Here is a 21,526-nt window from a genome sequence, read left to right as displayed (position 1 = left end):
TCACTTCTAATACAAAAAACTCAAGGAGCTTTTTCTGTATAGATTTCTTTAATTTACAATGAGTTATCTTCATTTTTGTAGATTAGCATACCAGCTAATCTACGTCAGCCCCTAAAATTATTAAGCATTCACCAAAAATCGAGCCATTCTATCGGGATTTTTCCTATCTTCCAATCAAGAACCCCATGAAATTTGATCTATTTCATCATTTTACGGCTTCTAATGTGTTGCCAGTAACATTTTGTTGATATTTAAAAGATTGAATTTGCACATGCCCTTGCTCACTATATTGGATTTGATAAAACTGTGGATAATTAAAATTACGAGACTCAATATGATATGGATTTTCATCACCCGATTCTAAAGCTTGATAAAGTTGATTAATCTGCTGCACTTTTTCATCTTTTGAACCTTCACAATGGCGATAAATCTCTAACTGGTTGGTTTCATTCAGTAAATATACATTGAAGGTATTATCTTTATTGTCTTCAAAGAAAAATTGTAGGAAACCTTCTCTCACCAAAAGATCGATTTCAATCGGATATTTGCGATGTTTACTATAAATATCATTTTTTTCATCTATCGGACTTTGTAAAACATCATCAAAATCTACCGCACTTTGACCGCTATTCTCAACTTCTTGCAAGCTAAGTCCGTTTTCTTCAAAGAAAAATTGCCAATTTTTTCCAGCTATGCGTAAGCGTGGAATATTGAGCGTTTGGTTACCAAGCTGAATACTTATGCAACGATTTACTAAGGTACTGACAAGATTACGTAATGTTCGGCGATAATATCGACTGTAACAAAAAACCTGTACGCAAGGAGGATTATTCGCATCCCGATAAATTTTATTTGATAGCACTTTTAAAGCAATCAAAATAGCATTCGGACCTTCAAAGTGCAGCGTACGAATTTCATTCCATACATTGCGATAAGTAAAATCAATGCTCCCCACAAGATTTTGTTCTAGCGAACCGAAACTAAATAAATCACAGGCTGAAAGACTATCTTTAAATTCCGTAATCCTTGCCGTAGGATCAGAAGTTAAATTCACGGCAATAACAATATTACGAATTTCACAAGCGGTTGCCAAAATATCACTACCTGCCGCCGGATTTTCTCGTGAAAAAGACAAACGAAGATCCGCTACAAAATTACGCAAAGTTTCAATCTCAATAGAGCGACTAAATAAGTGAAGTTGCGTTTCAGCAGTAAGCAAGCGATTAAAATACGCCCACGCAACCAACTTATTAAGGCTTTTGTTATACTCAATAATACGATTTTGAGAAAACATCATCATATTTGGCGGTCGATTAATAAGATACCAACCGTCTTGGAAATGCTTATTACCCTTCACTTCTAAAAATGAAATATGCGGCTCGGACAAATTACGGGAAATCTGCGAATTAAGTAAAATCACTTTGCCCGGTAGTTCCTCAAATATAGTATAAAGTTTACGTGTAAGAACATTAATATCTTGTGGTATAACGCTTGAGTTAATTTTATATTTACGGGCAAAAGTCACCAAATTATGATAGCTCATCATCAAAAACTTCACTAAGTTATCATGGTTTTCTTTAGCTCGCTTAATTTTCCAAAACGGGCGAGAATTCAACTCGTGAATTTGTTCGGCACTCCAGCCCCATTCCTGAGCCAAAATTTGTATATAATCAGTGCGCCAATTATGGTTTTTATATAACGCTAAATCTTCTGTCACTTTGATATAAAAACAGCGACGTACAAAATCAAGACGCTTAAACTCGGAAAGTGCGGTCAAATAATCCGTCACTTTAGAAAGAATTGCAATGTAAGGATCAAAATGATGGGCTGGCGTAGTATTGCCGGAAAAGAGATCTTCTTTGAACTGACGAGCGATAAGATGAGGATTCGGATATTCTTTAGAATAAACTTCCAACAACAAAATTTTTAGTACGGATTTATACGGCGAATCAATTCCTTTGTAAAGTTGCCACAATCCCGCACCAAAGTATTCCTTAGCCGAAAACTGCGCTAATCCGCCAAAATCAACCCAATCCAGTGGTTCAAGCGAACCGTTCCGAATGCGTGTTTTTACTTCGTTTTCATAGTCCGCTTCATTTTCTACCCATAAATGTAGCCACAATAACGGTTTCCCGACCAAGCGAACGGCAGAGCGATAAAATTCGTCAAGCAATAACATATATTGTGCAGAACCACTGTTTTCGCTCGTCAAAGGCTCGGCGTAGTATCCGTGGCGGAAACGCTGTTGATCAACCAGATAAAAATTAATTTCGACCTCAAACCCCATCGCCCATTCTTTGATTTTTTGGGCTTTTTGTTCTAATAAATTCCGTTCATTTTCCGTTAAATCTTCACGACAGCAGATCCATGTATCCATATCAGAACTACGACTTTGACTGATAGAGCCAAAACTGCCCATCACATAAATACCTAAAATCGGAGGATTATCGCCACAGGGCTGATCTTGTATTTGCTGGTAAAGTTCAGGATATTCGGAAGAAAGGAATTTTTGCTGATAATCCGACAACTTAAAATTTGCCACACCACAAAGGGATTGCGCCATATAACCGGATAAACTCGGATGGTTCAATTGAAACAGTAAAGGAAACAGAGACAAAACATGTTGAAACCCATCACCGGCTCCCGATAATGCCCGTTCCAGACGGCGTTTATCAAGAATTTCCACACATTTTTTTGCTCGATTGAGATCGTACTTCAAGCTGCATCCTACCGAATGGAAAAAGTTGACAGTACTCTACCACTTTAAGGAGGTTAAAGCAAAGAATTACTACCCAATTCCAACCGTATTTGTTATATTTCCCACTTGGTATTTTATTGTAGGATTGAGCTTATGGAACGACCGTCTATGCCAACAAAATTTAGTGGGTTCGCTTGGGGGCTTGCGACTTTTTGCATGCCGGTTTTACTTTGGCCGCTAGCTTTGATCATTTCACCCTATTTCTCTCAAAATCACGCCTTAACGGAAGGGCAAAGTAGTTTGTTCTCCACCCTATTTTGGAGCTACCCTTTCATTCTCGCTATTATTGCCCGTTTACTGTATAAATTACATACTAAACGCCCTAAACTTGCCGAACGATTACTCGGTATAAGTGCGGTCGGTTTCTATGGCATTTTAATTTATATTTGTTTGGCGAGTCGCTAAAAAATCCGCCAAAACTAACCGCACTTTAGCAATCGTTGGCTTACTAAAACGCCAATAAAATCTTCCCAATATGCGTGCCTTTGTCAATTTCTCTATGTGCCTGTGTTACTTCTCTGAAGTCGTAACACTTGTGTAAAATAGGTTTAGCAATTTCCCCTTTAGCAAGCTTCTCCCATACGTTATTCAATAAAGATTGAGCAATTGCCGCTTTTTCTTCCGTTGTTCTACCACGCATAGTTGAACCGGTGAGGGTCGCTCGTTTTACTGCAATGTTGAGCAAATCAACCTGTTCTGCAATATGTCCCCCCATAAACCCGATCAGGAAAATCCGCCCGTCTTTATTGAGAATGTCAAGGTTTTGCGCAAAATAGCTTGCTCCCACTAAATCCAATATACCGTCAACCCCCGTTTGATATTGACGAATCCTTTCCACAAAATTTTCGGTTTTATAATTGATTGCAATTGCCCCAAGTTGTGCCGCCGCCTTACATTTTTCTGCATTTCCCACCGTTGCAAAAGTTTTTATCCCAAGACTTTTTGCTATTGCCAATGCAGTGATCCCAATACCGCTGGTTCCGCCATGCACAAGTAAGCTTTCACCCGGTTTCATTTGTTGTTGCATAAAAAGATTCGCCCATACGGTGAAAAACGTTTCCGGTAACATTGCAGCCTCTTGCAATGTATAGCCTTTCGGAATAGGCAAGGCTTGCCCTGCTTTAACCACACAATATTCCGCATATGCGCCACCATCAGTTAAAGCACAAACAAAATCACCGATATTGAAATTTTTTACATCCTTCCCTAATGCTGCAACCTCGCCTGAAAGTTCTAATCCCATGATAGGTGTAACATCTTTTGGCATTGGGTATAAACCTTGACGTTGCATAATATCCGGACGATTTACTCCGGCGAAAGCAACCTTAATGAGTAATTCGTTGGGTTTCGGTGTTGGAATAACCGCTGTTTCAATAAAGAGTACGCTAGGATCGCCCGCTTCACGCATATTGATTTGTTGCATATTCATCACATTTAACTAATTCTATTATCTAAAACAAAAAATGCCGTTGAAATCAACGGCATTGGAAAAGGATTAAATTATTTCAAACCCACAGATTTTAATAATTCTTCGGCGGCTAAAATACCGAGTTTATTGCCTGCTAACGGGCTATCGCCTGTTAATAAATTACGGTCTTTGTGAACCTGACCGCTAATGCCTTGGTTCATCACTTTCATACCTAATTGTTCCAAGCGAGCAGCTAACAACCAAGGTAATTTACCGGGCATGTAACCAATATCAATATTTGCGCCTTCATCCAACGCATCTGGGAAGACACATAGCTCATAGCCTTTGAATGGAAAATCTTCATCGTTGTTATCAATTACAGCCGCCGCTAATGCCGCAGGGCCGTGACAAAGGGTGATGATAAATTTATTATTAGTCATCGCCCAATCCAATATCCGTTTTACTTCACGGCTTTCCGGAATTTTATTAAATGCGCCGTGACCACCGGGGATTAATACCGCCACATAGGGTGAATTTTCAGCGATAACTTCATCAATAATATCCGCTAATTTTGCCGGTTTATCTAATTTCGGCAAGTACTCATTGTAGATTTCAGCGACGGCCTGATCTTCTGTCGGCATTGCCCACATTTCAAATTTTACATGATTGCCCGATAGGGTCGCCACGTCAATTTCAAAACCGGCTTTATGAATATGAAGCATCGGTAATAATGTTTCTACCGGATGATTGCCCGTTGAAAACCATTCACCGTTTTGCATTTGTAAATAGCGTTCATCGGTTGCAATCATCAGTACTTTTTTATCGCCTTGGTAACTTGTTTCGAACTTCACACCGTCAAAATCAGTTTTCGGGCTGGTGTATTGCGATAATGAATATTCTGATGGGAAATAAGCATTGTGTTCTGCAAAATCACGTACAGGTTGTTTGCTTAATTCAGTCATGAAAGCTCCTATTTTGCTATTGTTTATACGGTTGTATAGAATCGCCGCGTATTATAACGAAACCTAAATACAAAACACTTGCCTAAAATGATATTTTTATTGCCTTTTCTGATAAATTTTAAATTTAAAACTCTACTCTTACACTGATTTCAATTAAAATTGTCAGAAAATTTAGTTCATAATTTATTGTAGAAAATGACAATTTCAAAAAAACCTGAGAAATTGACCGCACTTTACAAGCAACTGGTTACAAAAGTGTTGCCTTACATGCCGAAAGAAGGACGCATTCATACTAAAATAGAGGGATTGAGTTTTTATCGCCACGACAATCCGAACTATTCATTACCTTGCGTGCAACCGCTTGGCGTTGTCGTTGCGCTTCAAGGGCGGAAGGAAATTTCGCTGGGAAACGAGCATATTTGTTATGAAGTGGGGCAGATTTTGTTTATTGGTGCGAATCTTTCAGGCTTTGCTTATATGCCGGAATGCTCGATCAACAAACCTTTTTTAGGTTTAGCATTAGAATTTGATTTTAACCAACTTTCTCACTTGGCGTGTACATTGGCATTGAGCAATAAGAATACGCAGCAACAAAATACGCCCAATCGTATTTTCAACCTGTTTGATGCCAATGAAAAACTGCTTGAAAGCCTTTCCCGACTGGTGGATACACTACAAGAAGAAGCCCTTATCCGGCCTCTCGCAGAACTGATTAAGCAAGAAATTGCTTTACGGATTTTTCATGCTCATCCGGAATTGGTGACATTACTTAAAGACGGCACTGCAACGCATAAAATTATTGAAACAATGGTATGGATGAAACAGCACCCGCAATCAAAAAATACCCTTTCAAGCCTTGCCGAACGGGCATTGATGAGTGAGTCGGCATTCCGCCAGCGTTTCCGCGCTATTGTCGGCATTAGCCCGATGAAATTCCAAAAACAGTTACGCCTACAACAAGCCCGCATGTTAATTTTGCAAGAAAAACGCCCGATTGCTGAAGCAGCAAGCTTAGTCGGCTACGAAAGTCCTTCACAATTTTCGCGTGAATATAAACGATTTTTTGGGGTGACGGCAAAAGAAGATCGGCTCGAATAAAAAGTGCGGTTAAAATTTGCCTTAAATTTCAACCGCACTTTAGCTCCGTGCCTAACTTTCCTCATACCAAATACGATTTACATAAAGGGTTATGCGTCCGGAAGGCGTTTCCACACTCACTTCATCATCAATGGTTTTACCAATCAAGGCTCTAGCCACAGGCGAATCAATGGAGATCCAGTTTTTCGCCGGTTCAAACTCATCGCAACCGACCAAACGATATTGTTTTATCTCCCCATTATCATCTTCTAATTCCACCCACGCCCCAAAAAAGACTTTACCTTCTTGTTTAGGGTTGTAATCCACAATTTGTAAAACCTCTAAACGTTTAGTGAGAAAACGCACGCGGCGATCAATTTCCCGTAATCGACGCTTGCCGTAAATATACTCGGCATTTTCACTGCGATCGCCTAACGCTGCCGCATCAGATACCGCTTGGGTGACTTTTGGGCGTTCTTCTTTCCACAAAAATTTGAGTTCTTTATCTAAGCTGTTCCAGCCTTGACGTGTGATGTAGTTCGATTTTGCCATTTATTTTATAAAGGTCGGAAAATTTATTGAATTATATTTGAGCCAAGTTATCAAAACCAGTATTCTATTCTCGATTTTCATTAACTTTAATTTTCAACAAAGACGTATTCCAATGTTAAATCAACAAATCAGTCAAATTATCGCAACTGAACTTAACGTTGCTCCCAATCAAATTCTTGCAGCCATTCAACTTGTCGATGACGGCAACACCATTCCATTTATTGCACGTTATCGTAAAGAGGCTACCGGTGGTTTAGATGATACTCAACTACGCCATTTTGAAACCCGCTTAGGCTATTTACGTGAGCTTGAAGAACGCCGTCAAAGTATTTTGAAATCCATTGAGGAACAAGGCAAACTCAGCGATGAATTACGTGCACAAATTGAAGCGACCCAAAGTAAAACCGAGCTTGAGGATTTGTATTTGCCCTATAAGCCTAAACGCCGTACAAAGGGGCAAATCGCCATTGAAGCGGGGCTTGAACCCCTCGCAGAGCTGCTTTGGAACGAACCCCAAAATGATCCGGAAACGACCGCACTTTCTTTTGTGAACGCCGAAAACGGCGTGGCAGATGCCAAAGCCGCCTTGGACGGTGCACGCTATATTTTAATGGAGCGTTTTGCCGAAGATGCGCAATTATTGGCAAAAGTGCGGCAATATTTGCAGCAAAATGCCCAAATTGAAGCGAAAGTGGTTGAAGGAAAAGAACAGGAAGGCACGAAATTCCAAGATTATTTTGACCATCAAGAATTGCTGAAAAATGTACCTTCTCACCGTGCCTTGGCGATGTTCAGAGGTCGTAACGAAGGCATTTTACAACTGACTTTAAACGCAGATCCTGAGGCAGACGAAGGAATGCGCCACAGTTATTGTGAAGAAATTATTCGAGAACATTTAGGCGCACGTTTCAACGGTCAGCCGGCGGATAAATGGCGTGAGCAAGTGATTGCTTGGACGTGGAAAATCAAAGTCTCCTTGCATTTAGAAACAGAATTGATGGGGGCATTGCGTGAAAAAGCGGAAGAAGAAGCCATTGATGTTTTCGCCCGAAATCTGACCGCACTTTTAATGGCGGCGCCTGCCGGCTCAAAAAATACAATGGGGCTTGATCCGGGATTACGTACCGGGGTGAAAGTTGCCGTTGTGGATAACACAGGGAAATTATTAGATACCGCCACCATTTACCCTCACACCGGTCGTGAGAGCGAAGCACAAATGACCTTATTTGGCCTCATTCACAAGCATAATGTTGAACTTATTGCGATTGGTAACGGTACGGCCTCCCGTGAAACGGAACGTTTTGCGAAAGAAGTGATTAAAGAAATCAAAGACAATAAACCGCAAACCGTAGTAGTGAGTGAGGCGGGCGCCTCGGTTTATTCCGCCTCAGAATTTGCGGCGAATGAATTCCCGCATTTAGATGTTTCTTTGCGTGGCGCGGTATCCATTGCACGCCGATTACAAGATCCTTTGGCAGAACTGGTGAAAATCGAACCCAAGGCAATTGGTGTGGGACAATATCAACATGATGTCAATCAATCTCAATTAGCACGTAAATTGGACGCGGTAGTTGAGGATTGTGTGAATGCGGTAGGCGTTGATTTAAATACGGCTTCCGCCCCACTACTCGCCCGTGTAGCGGGAATGACAAAAACCTTAGCGCAAAATATCGTAGCTTATCGTGATGAAAACGGTCGTTTTGACAGCCGTGAGCAATTAAAAAAAGTACCTCGTCTCGGGCCAAAAGCCTTTGAACAATGTGCCGGTTTTATGCGCATTGCAGACGGGAAAAATCCGCTGGACGCTTCGGGTGTTCATCCGGAGGCTTACACGCTGGTGGAAAAAATTTTACAGACCACTCAACAATCTATTCAGGAATTAATGGGAAGCCATACAGTGCGTCAACTTAACGCTGCCCAGTTTACCGATGAGCGTTTTGGTTTACCGACGGTACAGGATATTTTCAAAGAATTGGAAAAACCGGGGCGTGACCCTCGTGGCGAATTTAAAACGGCTACTTTTATCGAAGGGGTGGAAGATATTTCAGATTTAAAAGCCGGCATGATTTTAGAAGGTACAATTACGAATGTCACCAATTTTGGCGCATTCGTCGATATTGGCGTACATCAAGACGGGCTGGTACATATTTCATCACTCAGCGATAAATTTGTAGAAGATCCACACCAAGTAGTGAAAACCGGCGATATTGTGAAAGTCAAAGTATTAGATGTGGATATACCGCGTAAACGCATTGCACTGACAATGCGATTGGATGAAAGTGCGGTGAAAAATACCGATAAATCCGACCGCACTTTATCGACCGGGTCGAAAGCTAATACGGCACGTCAAGAGCGCCATTCACGCAGCCAAAATAACAGCGTGATGGGGAATGCCTTCGCAGATGCACTAAAAAATTGGAAAAAATAATCGATATTTATAGGGGAATGTACATATTCCCCTTATTTTTTTAATTTTAGCTGTCAAACCAACTATAAATAGGTAGAAAATTAATGTGAATTTCCAAAAATGAGATCAAGTTAACATTTTTTATTATTTACTTTCTTTAAAATAGAGCGCAGCTAAATTTTAATCTTTTATACAGAGGTGACTTATGACAGACTTAAACAAAGTAATTAAAGAGCTTGAAACCCTTGGTATTTATGACGTAAAAGAGGTTGTCTATAACCCAAGCTACGAGCAATTATTTGAGGAGGAAACCAAACCCGGATTGGAGGGTTTTGAAAAAGGTACATTAACCAATACCGGCGCAGTAGCCGTAGATACAGGTATCTTTACCGGTCGTTCACCGAAAGATAAATATATTGTTTTGGATGAAAAAACCAAAGATACCGTTTGGTGGACATCCGAAGCTGCAAAAAACGATAATAAACCAATGAATCAAGCTACTTGGCAAAGCTTAAAAGACTTGGTTACTAAACAACTATCCCGCAAGCGTTTATTTGTCGTTGACGGTTTCTGCGGAGCGAGCGAAAAAGATCGCATTGCCGTTCGTATTGTCACCGAAGTGGCATGGCAAGCGCATTTTGTGAAAAATATGTTCATCCGTCCAACCGAGGAACAACTGAAAAACTTTGAACCTGATTTTGTCGTGATGAATGGCTCAAAAGTAACAAATCCAAACTGGAAAGAACAAGGTTTAAACTCTGAAAATTTTGTTGCGTTCAATTTAACTGAGAGAATTCAATTAATCGGCGGTACTTGGTACGGCGGTGAAATGAAAAAAGGTATGTTCTCCATGATGAACTACTTCCTACCGTTAAAAGGCGTAGGTGCAATGCACTGCTCCGCAAACGTTGGTAAAGATGGTGATGTTGCTATTTTCTTCGGGTTATCCGGTACAGGTAAAACGACTCTTTCAACCGATCCGAAACGTGAATTAATCGGTGATGATGAACACGGCTGGGATGATGTAGGTGTCTTCAACTTTGAAGGAGGCTGTTATGCCAAAACCATTCATCTTTCTGAAGAAAACGAACCGGATATTTACCGTGCAATCCGTCGTGATGCGTTGTTAGAAAATGTTGTTGTACGTGCTGATGGTTCTATTGATTTCGATGACGTGTCAAAAACCGAAAACACACGTGTATCTTACCCGATTTACCATATTGATAACATCGTTAAACCGATTTCCCGTGCGGGTCATGCAACCAAAGTAATTTTCTTAACGGCTGATGCTTTTGGTGTTTTACCGCCGGTTTCTAAATTAACACCGGAACAAACCAAATATTATTTCTTATCAGGTTTCACGGCAAAATTGGCAGGTACGGAGCGAGGCATTACCGAGCCGACGCCAACTTTCTCCGCCTGTTTCGGTGCGGCTTTCCTAACTCTGCACCCGACACAGTATGCTGAAGTTTTGGTAAAACGAATGAAAGCGGCCGGTGCAGAAGCCTATTTAGTCAATACTGGTTGGAACGGTACGGGCAAACGTATCTCTATTAAAGATACCCGGGGTATCATTGACGCCATCTTAGACGGTTCAATCGAAAAAGCGGAAATGGGTACATTACCAATCTTTAACCTAACGATTCCAAAAGCATTACCTGGTGTCGATTCTGCGATTTTAGATCCGCGCGATACCTATACCGATAAAGCACAATGGCAAGCAAAAGCGAAAGACTTGGCCGGTCGTTTTGTGAAAAACTTTGAAAAATATGCGACTAATGCTGAAGGTAAAGCGTTAATCTCAGCAGGTCCTGAAGCATAATCGGAAAATATCTTAAATAATTCAACCGCACTTTTCAGTGCGGTTTTTTTCGTTAGAATACCGGCTAATCCGACAAACCAGACTCACCTAATTTTAATCCTCACTACAAAAACTTAGGCAAGTTTGAGTATTTTTTAACAATAAAAAAAGTGTGGTCAGCTTGACCACACTTGATTCTCTTAACTTATAAAACTATTTATTTAATTTAGCCTTATAAGTCGGATTCATTAAGTTCTCGACAGAGAGAATATCGTCTAATTGCTCTGCGGTGAGCAATCCTTTTTCTAACACGACTTCGCGTACGCCTTTACCGGTTTCGGCACAAATTTTACCGACTAAATCACCATTATGGTGACCAATAAATGGGTTTAAGTAAGTCACAATACCGATTGAGTTAAAGACATAGTTTTCGCAAATCTCTTTGTTTACTGTGATGCCGTCAACACATTTATCACGTAAATTTACACAAGCGTTAGCTAGAATGTCGATAGATTCAAACATAGCCTGACCGATTACCGGTTCCATCACGTTTAATTGTAATTGACCCGCCTCAGATGCAAAAGTCACGGTAGTATCGTTACCAATCACTTTAAAGCAAACTTGATTTACCACTTCAGGCACAACCGGATTGACTTTTGCCGGCATAATGGAAGAACCGGCTTGCAACTCAGGAAGATTGATTTCTTTTAAGCCTGCACGCGGACCGGAAGAAAGTAAACGTAAGTCATTACATACTTTAGAAAGTTTTACCGCAGTACGTTTTAATGCACCGTGTACCATAACGTAAGCTCCGCAGTCAGAGGTTGCTTCAATTAAGTTTTCAGCCAACACGCACGGTAAACCGGTTACTTCCGCAAGGTGTTTCACAGCAAGTTGAGCATATCCTTGCGGTGTGTTTAAACCCGTACCGATTGCTGTCGCACCAAGGTTTACTTCAAGCAATAATTCGGCGGTACGCTTTAAGTTACGTACTTCTTCTTCAAGCAATATAGCGAAGGCTTTAAATTCTTGCCCTACGGTCATTGGCACCGCATCTTGTAGCTGGGTACGCCCCATTTTTAGTATGTTATTGAATTCTTTTGCCTTGTTTTCAAAGCCTTCTTGTAGGTATTGAATTTTATCAACCAGTTTTAAAATACTGTTATATACCGCAATACGGAAACCGGTAGGATAAGCATCGTTAGTCGATTGGCTGGCGTTCACATGATCCATTGGATCTAAAAATTGATATTCCCCTTTTTGATGTCCCAGTTTTTCCAACGCAAGATTCGCAACCACCTCATTAGTATTCATATTTACCGAAGTGCCCGCACCGCCCTGATACACATCGGACGGAAATTGATCGAGACATTTACCTGTCGTTAAAATTTCATCACAGGCTGAGACAATCGCTTTTGCGATGTCCGCAGGAATAGCCCCTAATTCGCCATTCGCTAAAGCGGTAGCTTTTTTTACCATCACCATACCACGCACAAATTCCGGTACGTCAGAAATGGTCACATTAGAAATATTGAAATTTTCAACCGCTCTTAGTGTATGGATCCCCCAGTAAGCGTCCGCCGGTACTTCACGTTCACCTAATAAATCCACTTCTTTTCTAAATTGTGTCATTTTTCTCACCTATATTGAGTTAATTAACCTGGCAACATTATAGAAATTTTCACAAGAAAAAAATTGATTGAGATCACATTTTTGAATGAGACTTCAAGACATATTTTCATCATTCAAATTAGTTTTTTTAGGGCTAAAATTTTTTTAATTTTTCTCTTGAAAGTAAAATTTTCATTCCCATATATGCTGGGAATTTCACATTTTTTTAAAGAAGGAAATTAATTATGAATATTCGTCCATTACACGATCGTTTGATTATCAAACGTGAAGAAGTTGAAACCTTATCGGCAGGCGGTATCGTATTAACCGGTTCTGCGGCGACAAAATCAACCCGTGCAAAAGTATTGGCGGTGGGAAAAGGCCGTATTTTGGAAAACGGTACAGTTCAGCCTTTAGATGTCAAAGTAGGTGATACAGTGATTTTCAATGAGGGCTATGGTGTGAAAAGCGAAAAAATCGATGGTGAAGAGGTATTAATCATCTCTGAAAGCGATGTTTTGGCTATTGTTGAATAAAACTTCACAAAAAATAACCTCACTTTGAAATAAACTTAAATTAAAGGAAACATAAAATGGCAGCAAAAGACGTAAAATTTGGTAATGATGCACGCGTAAAAATGTTAAACGGCGTGAACGTATTAGCAGATGCAGTGAAAGTAACTCTTGGTCCGAAAGGTCGTAATGTTATTTTAGATAAATCATTCGGAGCGCCAACTATCACTAAAGATGGTGTTTCTGTTGCGCGTGAAATTGAATTGGAAGATAAATTTGAAAACATGGGCGCACAAATGGTGAAAGAGGTTGCCTCTAAAGCCAATGATGCGGCCGGTGACGGTACAACTACTGCAACGGTTCTTGCACAGGCAATTGTCAGCGAAGGCTTAAAAGCCGTAGCTGCCGGTATGAACCCAATGGATTTAAAACGCGGTATTGATAAAGCAGTAAGTGCGGTTGTTTCTGAGCTTAAAAATCTTTCTAAACCTTGCGAAACTTCAAAAGAAATTGAACAAGTAGGGACAATTTCGGCAAATTCAGACAGTGTTGTAGGCCAATTGATCGCTCAAGCGATGGAAAAAGTAGGTAAAGAAGGTGTAATTACCGTGGAAGACGGTACCGGCTTAGAAGATGAACTTGCCGTAGTGGAAGGGATGCAATTCGATCGCGGTTATCTCTCTCCGTACTTTATTAATAAACCGGAAGCCGCAATTGTTGAATTAGACAACCCATACATTTTATTGGTAGATAAAAAAATCTCTAATATCCGTGAATTACTACCGGTGTTGGAAGCCGTAGCGAAAGCAGGTAAACCATTACTTATCATTGCTGAAGACGTGGAAGGTGAAGCACTTGCAACTTTAGTCGTGAATACAATGCGCGGTATTGTAAAAGTGGCGGCAGTAAAAGCACCGGGCTTTGGTGATCGTCGTAAAGCAATGCTACAAGATATTGCTATCTTAACTGCAGGTACCGTGATTTCCGAAGAAATCGGTATGGAGCTTGAAAAAGCAACATTAGAAGATCTTGGTCAAGCAAAACGTGTTGTGATCAATAAAGATAATACGACCATTATTGACGGTATCGGCGACCAAGCGCAAATCAATGGTCGTGTGGCGCAAATTCGTCAGCAAATCGAAGAATCCACTTCCGATTATGATAAAGAAAAACTGCAAGAACGAGTGGCTAAATTAGCCGGCGGTGTTGCCGTTATCAAAGTTGGTGCGGCGACCGAAGTAGAAATGAAAGAGAAAAAAGACCGTGTTGACGATGCATTACACGCTACTCGTGCGGCAGTAGAAGAAGGTATTGTTGCCGGTGGCGGCGTTGCGCTAGTTCGAGCTGCGTCTAAAGTTGCAACAACATTAAAAGGTGATAACGAAGAACAAAACGTGGGGATCAAACTTGCATTACGTGCAATGGAAGCGCCTTTACGTCAAATCGTTACTAACGCAGGCGAAGAAGCCTCAGTGGTTGCAAGTGCAGTAAAAGCCGGTGAAGGCAACTTTGGTTACAACGCCAGCACCGAACAATATGGCGATATGTTGGAAATGGGTATCTTAGATCCAACAAAAGTAACCCGTTCCGCATTACAGTTTGCCGCATCTATAGCTGGTTTGATGATTACCACGGAGTGTATGGTAACCGAACTACCAAAAGATGAAAAAGCAGACTTAGGTGCCGGTATGGGCGGCATGGGTGGTATGGGAGGAATGATGTAATAGCCACTCTATCATCAAATAAAAAGTGCGGTCGTTTTCCAATGGAAAGCGATCGCTTTTTTATTTATAAAGGTTTACACTGAAAAGAATTTTTATCACGGAAATAAACAATGACAATTTCTCAAAGCGAACTTAACCAACAACTCAAATCTGCCGGCATCGGTATTAACACAACAGAACTTCACGGTTTTCTAAGCGGATTAATTTGTGGCGGTATCAAAGATCAAAGTTGGCAACCACTGCTCTATCAATTTACTCACGATAACCACGCTTATCCGACCGCACTTTTAGAACAAGTAAGTGAACTTTATCAAACAATTTCCGAGACATTGGAAAATGTCGAAAGTTTTTCTTTTGAATTGGGATTAATTGAGAGCGAAAATGTATTCACACGTGCAGATAGTCTGTCCGAATGGTCAAATCATTTTTTACTGGGCTTAGGATTAGCCCAACCTCACTTAGACAAAGAAAAAGGTGAAATCGCTGAGGCTGTGGCAGATTTACATGATATTTGCCAATTAGGCTATGATGAAAACGATGATGAAGAAGAAATGAACGAAGCGCTTGAAGAAATCATTGAATATGTGAGAACTATCGCAACATTGTTTTACACTCAATTTAATCAAGCTCCAAATACGGAAAAACCAATATTACACTAATGAAAAAACACACATAAAAGGAGAAAAAAATGGATCTTGCGTATATGGCTGAATTGCCTCAAGAAGAATTTATTGAACGTCGGAAACGGGTTTTGGCAAACATGCAACCTCATTCTGCCTTGTTACTGTTTTCTGAAATTGAAAAACGTCGTAACAATGATTGTACTTTTCCTTTTCGCCAAGATAGCTATTTTTGGTATTTAACCGGTTTTAATGAGCCGAATGCCGCCTTGCTATTAGTGAAAACCCCACAATCTGAAAAAGCGATCATCTTTCTTCGAGCGCGAAATCCTTTACTTGAAACTTGGAATGGGCATCGTTTAGGCGTAGAACGTGCACCACAAAAACTCAGTATAGACGAGGCCTACTCTATTGATGATTTTAGTGTCATTTTTCCCAAAATTACCGAAAATCTGACCGCACTTTATTATATGCCTGAATTTCATTTATGGGGAGATAAGCTGCTTTCAGAAAGTGCGGTCAATTTTACTGAAATTTTAGATTGGCACCCTATGATTAGCGAAATGCGCCTAATTAAATCTCCCAATGAAATCCGCTTAATGCAACAAGCCGGGCAAATTAGCGCATTGGCACATATCAAAGCAATGCAAGAAACCCGCCCGAATCGTTTTGAATACGAAATTGAAAGTGAAATTTTGCACGAATTTAACTGTCATGGCGCACGTTTTGCCTCTTACAATTCGATTATCGCCAGTGGAAATAATGCCTGTATTTTGCATTACACAGAAAACGATCAACCCTTGAAAGAAGGTGATTTAGTTTTAATTGATGCCGGTTGTGAATTTGCAATGTATGCAGGAGATATTACACGCACATTTCCTGTCAACGGCAAATTTACCCAGGCTCAACGTGAGATTTACGAGCTTGTACTAAAAGCACAAAAACGAGCCATTGAATTATTAGTACCGGGTAATTCGATAAAGGAAGCGAATGATGAAGTGATCCGGATAAAAGTACAGGGGTTAGTTGATTTAGGCATTTTACATGGAAATGTCGAGGAACTCATTGAGCAGAAAGCCCACCATCAATTTTATATGCACGGATTAGGTCATTGGCTCGGCTTGGATGTACACGATGTAGGTGAGTATGGTGAAGAACGTAGCCGTACTTTAGAAGTGGGTATGGTGATTACGGTGGAACCCGGTTTGTATATTTCCGAGGATGCCGATGTGCCGGAACAATATAAAGGAATAGGTGTACGTATCGAAGATAATTTATTAATGACGGAATACGGCAATAAAATCTTGACAGCAGCGGCGCCAAAAGAGATCGAAGAGATTGAAAATCTAATGGAAAAAAACCGATAATTTCTCAAAATGTGATCTAGAGCAAGTTTTTTTAAATAGTGAAATGCTACTATCCTAACAGAGTAAATAAATCCAACAGGTAAGGAGTCGATTATGTATAAACATGTTTTAGTCGCTGTGGATCTTTCAGATGAAAGTGAATTCTTAGTAAAAAAAGCGGTAGGTATTGCAAAGCGTCATGATGCAAAACTTTCAATCATCCACGTAGATGTAAACTTTTCAGATCTTTATACCGGGTTGATTGATGTCAATATGCACTCTATGCAAGATCGAATTTCAAGTGAAACTCAAAAAGCGTTGTTGGAACTCGCAGAGGAAGCCGATTACCCTATTTTGGAAAAATTGAGCGGTAGCGGCGATCTCGGGCAAGTACTCACCGATGCAATAGAACAGTATGATGTTGATTTATTGGTTACAGGCCATCACCAAGATTTTTGGAGTAAGTTAATGTCCTCAACGCGTCAAGTAATGAATACGATTAAAATTGATATGCTGGTTGTTCCACTTCTTGACGATTAAATGACAATTGTCCATTTTTAAACTAAAAAATAAATTTCAACCGCACTTCTTACACTATGTAGTGAAGTGTGGTTTTTGTTTTTAGATTTTGATGGAGATTTTATTTAATGACATTTTCTACAAGGAAAATAATAAATCGCTCAAATAACAAACAACATTAGATAATCACATATAAAAAGTTTTTATAAACTTAAAAAAATATGCAACAATGGAGCGTTTTATTTTTTAACTTTAAATTATTTTCACAACGGGTTTATGATGAAAACGACAGCGGAAATTAGACAATCATTCCTTAATTTCTTTCGTAGTAAAGAACACCAAGTGGTCGCAAGTAGTTCGCTTGTACCTGAAAATGATCCAACGCTACTTTTTACCAATGCGGGAATGAACCAATTTAAAGATGTATTCTTAGGTTTGGACAAACGCCCTTATTCTCGTGCGACAACAGCTCAACGTTGCGTGCGTGCCGGTGGTAAACATAATGATTTAGAAAACGTAGGTTATACCGCTCGCCACCATACTTTTTTCGAAATGTTAGGTAATTTTAGCTTTGGTGATTACTTTAAACATGATGCAATTAATTTTGCCTGGGAGTTTTTAACTTCACCACAGTGGCTTGGCTTACCTAAAGAAAAATTGTGGGTAACCGTTTATGAAACGGATAGTGAAGCCTACGATATTTGGAATAAAGAAGTTGGCGTACCAACAGAACACATTATCAGAATCGGTGATAACAAAGGTGCGCCTTATGCCTCGGATAATTTCTGGGCAATGGGAGATACGGGTCCCTGCGGTCCTTGTACTGAAATTTTCTATGATCATGGCGAGCATATTTGGGGCGGTCCTCCGGGTTCACCAGAAGAAGACGGTGATCGTTATATCGAAATTTGGAATGTTGTATTCATGCAATACAATCGTTTGACCGATGGAACAATGGAAAAATTACCACGTCCATCGGTGGATACCGGTATGGGCTTAGAGCGTATTGCCGCAGTACTGCAACATGTAAATTCAAACTACGATATTGATATTTTTAAAACATTAATCGCAAAAACTGCAGAAATTGTTGGAACAGCCGATCTAACCAATAAATCACTTCGTGTAATTGCCGACCATATTCGTTCTTGTGCCTACTTAATTGCAGATGGTGTAATTCCATCAAATGAAGGGCGCGGTTATGTATTACGTCGCATTATTCGCCGGGCGGTGCGTCATGGGCATTTACTTGGTGCAAAAGAAGCATTTTTCTACAAATTGGTGCCAACATTGATCGAAGTGATGGCTGAAGCCGGTCAAGATATCAAAGAAAAGCAGACAAATATTGAAAAATTACTGCGTTTGGAAGAAGAGCAGTTTGCTCGCACATTGGAGCGCGGTTTGACCCTTTTGGATGAAGCACTTTCTGAAGTGAAAAATGATGTGCTTTCCGGTGAAGTCGCCTTCAAACTTTATGATACCTATGGTTTCCCATTGGATTTAACCGCAGATGTATGTCGTGAGCGTAATATTACTATTGATGAGACCGGATTTGAACGTGAAATGACAGAACAGCGCGCTCGCGCCCAAGCGGCAAGTCAGTTCGGTATAGATTACAATAATGTCATTCGTGTTGAGGGCGAAACACAATTTGAAGGCTATACAAAATCGAAATCTTTAGCAAAAATCACCGCACTTTTCTATGACGGCAAATCAGTAGAGCAAATTTCAGCCGGTCAAAGTGCTGTGGTTGTATTAGAAAATACGCCATTTTATGCAGAATCAGGCGGTCAAATTGGCGACAGTGGCTACCTAACCATAGAAGGTGTTACTTTTAATGTTAAAGACACTCAGAAATACGGTCAAATATTTGGACATATTGGTGAGTTAGAGCAAGGCTCGTTATCTGTTGGACAAACAGTGAAAGCCGTAGTAGATATCGAGCGTCGCAACCAAACCGCACTTAACCACTCTGCAACCCACTTGCTACATGCAGCGTTACGTCAATTATTAGGAACACATGTGACACAAAAAGGTTCTCTTGTTTCAGAAACCGCCCTACGTTTTGACTTTTCACACCCGGAAGCGTTGAATGGAGAACAGATTGCAGAAATAGAACGCCTTGTAAACCAAAAAATACGTGCAAATTTCCCAATTCAAACAGAGATTATGGAAATTGAAGTCGCAAAAGAAAAAGGGGCTATGGCACTGTTTGGTGAAAAATATAGCGATCAGGTTCGAGTATTAACAATGGGAGATTTCTCTATTGAACTATGTGGGGGGATTCACGCAAAACGAACCGGTGATATAGGTTTATTTAAAATTACTACAGAAACGGCTGTTGCGGCGGGAATTCGCCGGATCGAAGCGGTAACAGCAGAAAATGCGATCAATTGGATATTAAGACAGCAGAGTATTTTGAACCAAAGTACAGAATTGCTAAAATCAGATACAAATACTCTTGTAGATAAAATCCAGCAACTTCAAGATAAAACAAAGAAACTCGAAAAAGAGCTTCAAAGTCTAAAAGAAAAAGCAGCAATGCAGACCAGTTCTGATTTAGCCCAAAGTGCGGTCAAAATTAACAATGTTTCAGTTATCCTTCGTCAACTAGATGGTATTGAAACAAAATCGCTACGGGTGCTAGTTGATGATTTAAAAAATCAGCTTGGTTCCGGTGTGATAGTGTTTGCCTCCATTTTAGATGAAAAAATTAATCTTATTGTTGGTGTAACAAAGGATTTAACCACTAAAATAAAAGCCGGTGAGCTTGTGAATTTAATGGCTCAGCAGGTTGGAGGTAAAGGTGGCGGTCGCCCGGATATGGCAATGGCAGGAGGCTCCCAACCGGAAAATGTGACGGAAGCCTTAATTGTTGCCCAAAACTGGCTAAACGAAAATCTGTAGTACAATTCTTGGTTGGCCGGATGCCGACCATTCTTTGATTGATAGGGATATCTAATAAATGCGACCTAAGGAGATAAAAGATGTTAATTTTAACTCGTAAAGTTGGCGAAAGCGTACTTATTGGAGATGATATTTCTATCACAGTTTTAAATGTGCGTGGAAACCAAGTAAAGCTCGGCCTACAAGCACCTAAAGAAGTATCTGTTCACCGAGAAGAGATTTACCAACAAATAAAAAAGAAACAAGATGAGTCTTCTTCTGATGATTTATCTTAATTATTATGGACTCTAATATATGAAAGTGATCATTCCTGTTGCCGGTTTAGGCACTCGTATGCTACCTGCCACGAAAGCAATTCCAAAAGAAATGCTTACATTGGTAGACAAACCACTAATCCAATATGTGGTAAATGAGTGTGTTTCTGCTGGTATTAAAGAAATTGTACTCGTAACCCATTCATCAAAAAATGCGATAGAGAACCACTTCGATACATCTTTTGAGCTTGAAACAATGTTGGAAAAGCGCGTAAAGCGCCAACTTTTAGAGGAAGTACGCTCTATCTGCCCTAAAGATGTAACTCTTATACATGTCCGCCAGGGTAATGCAAAAGGTTTAGGGCATGCTGTATTATGTGGCCGTCCAGTAGTAGGTAATGAACCTTTTGCTGTTGTTCTACCGGATGTGCTACTTGCCGATTTTAGTGCAAATCAGAAAAAAGAAAATTTGTCTGCTATGATTAAACGATTTAATAATACTCGATCCAGTCAAATCATGGTGGCTCCCGTTACTCAGAAAGAGGTGAGTAGTTATGGTATTGTTGATTGTGGCAATGTGGAACTAAAAGATGGGGAAAGTGCTAAAATTGAAAACATTGTTGAAAAACCTTCAATTGAAGATGCACCGTCTAACCTTGCAGTAGTCGGTCGCTACATATTTTCTTCCGCAATTTGGGATTTATTAGAAAAAACCCCTATTGGTGTAGGCGATGAAATTCAATTAACCGATGCAATTGATATGCTTATCGAAAAAGAAAATGTTGAAGCATTCCATATGACAGGTAGCTATTTTGATTGCGGTGATAAAATCGGTTACATGGAAGCCTTTGTTGAATATGGTATTCGACATGAAAAATTAGGTAAAGATTTTAAAACATTTATTAAAAACCTTGCGAAAAGCTTATAAAAGTTATAAAAGGAGCGGTTATTTTTACCGCTTTTTTATTATCCTAATCCCGTAAGGTGCTATAAGATAAATATATTCCCGATAAATTAAAAAACCTGTTTCTCTAAAGACCTAATTGGACTAAATAACATTAAAACTAAGAC

General features: G+C 40.0%; 17 protein-coding genes and 1 pseudogene. 12 read left to right on the top strand and 6 right to left on the bottom strand.

The window, feature by feature from the left end; genetic code table 11:
- Together BKL51_RS11790 and BKL51_RS10350 are read right to left on the bottom strand one after the other, a co-directional pair.
- Positions 1–73, bottom strand: a pseudogene (locus tag BKL51_RS11790) (IS1595 family transposase); the annotation flags it as partial.
- A 132-nt stretch (positions 74–205) separates the two neighbouring features.
- Positions 206–2,719, bottom strand: a complete 2,514-nt coding sequence (locus tag BKL51_RS10350) for a class I adenylate cyclase (RefSeq protein ID WP_077466604.1) — start codon at positions 2,717–2,719, stop codon at positions 206–208.
- 132 nt (positions 2,720–2,851) lie between these two features.
- On the opposite strand from BKL51_RS10350, the gene BKL51_RS10345 reads away from it, so the two are divergent.
- Positions 2,852–3,163, top strand: a complete 312-nt coding sequence (locus BKL51_RS10345; protein WP_077466603.1) for a DUF5389 family protein — start codon at positions 2,852–2,854, stop codon at positions 3,161–3,163.
- A gap of 43 nt (positions 3,164–3,206) precedes the next feature.
- Here BKL51_RS10345 and BKL51_RS10340 read toward each other — a convergent pair whose 3' ends face one another.
- Together BKL51_RS10340 and hchA are read right to left on the bottom strand one after the other, a co-directional pair.
- Complete coding sequence (locus tag BKL51_RS10340) at positions 3,207–4,181, bottom strand: NAD(P)H-quinone oxidoreductase (RefSeq protein WP_077466602.1); 975 nt, start codon at positions 4,179–4,181, stop codon at positions 3,207–3,209.
- 77 nt (positions 4,182–4,258) lie between these two features.
- Positions 4,259–5,128, bottom strand: a complete 870-nt coding sequence (gene hchA, locus BKL51_RS10335) for a glyoxalase III HchA (RefSeq protein WP_077466601.1) — start codon at positions 5,126–5,128, stop codon at positions 4,259–4,261.
- A 195-nt stretch (positions 5,129–5,323) separates the two neighbouring features.
- Between hchA and BKL51_RS10330 the strand changes: the two genes are divergently transcribed.
- Positions 5,324–6,226: an AraC family transcriptional regulator N-terminal domain-containing protein gene (locus BKL51_RS10330; protein ID WP_077466600.1), complete on the top strand. Its 903-nt coding sequence runs from the start codon at positions 5,324–5,326 to the stop codon at positions 6,224–6,226.
- Positions 6,227–6,277: 51 nt separating this feature from the next.
- On the opposite strand, the gene greB is transcribed toward BKL51_RS10330, so the two are convergent.
- The gene (greB, locus tag BKL51_RS10325) at positions 6,278–6,757 is read right to left on the bottom strand and encodes a transcription elongation factor GreB (protein ID WP_077466599.1); all 480 of its coding nucleotides are present in this window, start codon (positions 6,755–6,757) and stop codon (positions 6,278–6,280) included.
- A 112-nt stretch (positions 6,758–6,869) separates the two neighbouring features.
- Here greB and BKL51_RS10320 point away from each other — a divergent pair, with 112 nt between their 5' ends.
- Positions 6,870–9,185, top strand: coding sequence for a Tex family protein (locus BKL51_RS10320; RefSeq protein ID WP_077466598.1), 2,316 nt, complete (start codon positions 6,870–6,872; stop codon positions 9,183–9,185).
- Positions 9,186–9,369: 184 nt separating this feature from the next.
- Positions 9,370–10,986 (top strand): phosphoenolpyruvate carboxykinase (ATP), encoded by a 1,617-nt coding sequence (gene pckA / locus BKL51_RS10315; RefSeq protein ID WP_077466597.1) that lies wholly within the window; start codon positions 9,370–9,372, stop codon positions 10,984–10,986.
- A gap of 192 nt (positions 10,987–11,178) precedes the next feature.
- Here pckA and aspA read toward each other — a convergent pair whose 3' ends face one another.
- Complete coding sequence (aspA, locus tag BKL51_RS10310) at positions 11,179–12,597, bottom strand: aspartate ammonia-lyase (protein WP_077466596.1); 1,419 nt, start codon at positions 12,595–12,597, stop codon at positions 11,179–11,181.
- A 224-nt stretch (positions 12,598–12,821) separates the two neighbouring features.
- Here aspA and BKL51_RS10305 point away from each other — a divergent pair, with 224 nt between their 5' ends.
- From BKL51_RS10305 to galU, 8 genes are all read left to right on the top strand, one after another.
- Positions 12,822–13,112, top strand: coding sequence for a co-chaperone GroES (locus BKL51_RS10305; protein ID WP_077466595.1), 291 nt, complete (start codon positions 12,822–12,824; stop codon positions 13,110–13,112).
- A 56-nt stretch (positions 13,113–13,168) separates the two neighbouring features.
- Entirely contained in the window at positions 13,169–14,812 is a 1,644-nt protein-coding gene (gene groL, locus BKL51_RS10300) for a chaperonin GroEL (protein WP_077466594.1), read from the top strand.
- Positions 14,813–14,922: 110 nt separating this feature from the next.
- A complete protein-coding gene (locus tag BKL51_RS10295) occupies positions 14,923–15,471 on the top strand; it encodes a YecA family protein (RefSeq protein WP_077466593.1) in 549 nt (182 codons plus the stop codon).
- A 29-nt stretch (positions 15,472–15,500) separates the two neighbouring features.
- On the top strand, positions 15,501–16,799 hold the full coding sequence (gene pepP, locus BKL51_RS10290; protein ID WP_077466592.1) for a Xaa-Pro aminopeptidase: 1,299 nt from the start codon (positions 15,501–15,503) through the stop codon (positions 16,797–16,799).
- A gap of 93 nt (positions 16,800–16,892) precedes the next feature.
- Positions 16,893–17,318 (top strand): universal stress protein UspA, encoded by a 426-nt coding sequence (uspA, locus tag BKL51_RS10285; protein ID WP_077466591.1) that lies wholly within the window; start codon positions 16,893–16,895, stop codon positions 17,316–17,318.
- 258 nt (positions 17,319–17,576) lie between these two features.
- Complete coding sequence (alaS, locus tag BKL51_RS10280) at positions 17,577–20,201, top strand: alanine--tRNA ligase (protein WP_077466590.1); 2,625 nt, start codon at positions 17,577–17,579, stop codon at positions 20,199–20,201.
- Between the two features lie 80 nt (positions 20,202–20,281).
- Positions 20,282–20,476 (top strand): carbon storage regulator CsrA, encoded by a 195-nt coding sequence (gene csrA, locus BKL51_RS10275; RefSeq protein WP_077466589.1) that lies wholly within the window; start codon positions 20,282–20,284, stop codon positions 20,474–20,476.
- A 19-nt stretch (positions 20,477–20,495) separates the two neighbouring features.
- Positions 20,496–21,383 carry a UTP--glucose-1-phosphate uridylyltransferase GalU gene (galU, locus tag BKL51_RS10270; protein ID WP_077466588.1) on the top strand — a complete coding sequence of 296 codons (888 nt, stop codon included), beginning with the start codon at positions 20,496–20,498 and terminating at the stop codon, positions 21,381–21,383.
- The last annotated feature ends 143 nt before the right edge of the window (positions 21,384–21,526 follow it).

Source organism: Rodentibacter sp. Ppn85, assembly GCF_001999335.1.
GTDB lineage: Bacteria > Pseudomonadota > Gammaproteobacteria > Enterobacterales > Pasteurellaceae > Rodentibacter.
The sequence above is the reverse complement of the archived record's forward strand: the minus strand, read 5'-3'. Positions and strand labels throughout refer to the sequence as shown.

Coding starts and splice junctions, on each gene's coding strand:
- BKL51_RS10305 (WP_077466595.1), top strand. CDS start 12,822: ATGAATATTCGTCCATTACACGATCGTTTGATTATCAAACGTGAAGAA.
- uspA (WP_077466591.1), top strand. CDS start 16,893: ATGTATAAACATGTTTTAGTCGCTGTGGATCTTTCAGATGAAAGTGAA.
- BKL51_RS10330 (WP_077466600.1), top strand. CDS start 5,324: ATGACAATTTCAAAAAAACCTGAGAAATTGACCGCACTTTACAAGCAA.
- galU (WP_077466588.1), top strand. CDS start 20,496: ATGAAAGTGATCATTCCTGTTGCCGGTTTAGGCACTCGTATGCTACCT.
- greB (WP_077466599.1), bottom strand. CDS start 6,757: ATGGCAAAATCGAACTACATCACACGTCAAGGCTGGAACAGCTTAGAT.
- hchA (WP_077466601.1), bottom strand. CDS start 5,128: ATGACTGAATTAAGCAAACAACCTGTACGTGATTTTGCAGAACACAAT.
- aspA (WP_077466596.1), bottom strand. CDS start 12,597: ATGACACAATTTAGAAAAGAAGTGGATTTATTAGGTGAACGTGAAGTA.
- BKL51_RS10340 (WP_077466602.1), bottom strand. CDS start 4,181: ATGCAACAAATCAATATGCGTGAAGCGGGCGATCCTAGCGTACTCTTT.
- groL (WP_077466594.1), top strand. CDS start 13,169: ATGGCAGCAAAAGACGTAAAATTTGGTAATGATGCACGCGTAAAAATG.
- BKL51_RS10320 (WP_077466598.1), top strand. CDS start 6,870: ATGTTAAATCAACAAATCAGTCAAATTATCGCAACTGAACTTAACGTT.
- pepP (WP_077466592.1), top strand. CDS start 15,501: ATGGATCTTGCGTATATGGCTGAATTGCCTCAAGAAGAATTTATTGAA.
- BKL51_RS10295 (WP_077466593.1), top strand. CDS start 14,923: ATGACAATTTCTCAAAGCGAACTTAACCAACAACTCAAATCTGCCGGC.
- csrA (WP_077466589.1), top strand. CDS start 20,282: ATGTTAATTTTAACTCGTAAAGTTGGCGAAAGCGTACTTATTGGAGAT.
- alaS (WP_077466590.1), top strand. CDS start 17,577: ATGAAAACGACAGCGGAAATTAGACAATCATTCCTTAATTTCTTTCGT.
- pckA (WP_077466597.1), top strand. CDS start 9,370: ATGACAGACTTAAACAAAGTAATTAAAGAGCTTGAAACCCTTGGTATT.
- BKL51_RS10345 (WP_077466603.1), top strand. CDS start 2,852: ATGGAACGACCGTCTATGCCAACAAAATTTAGTGGGTTCGCTTGGGGG.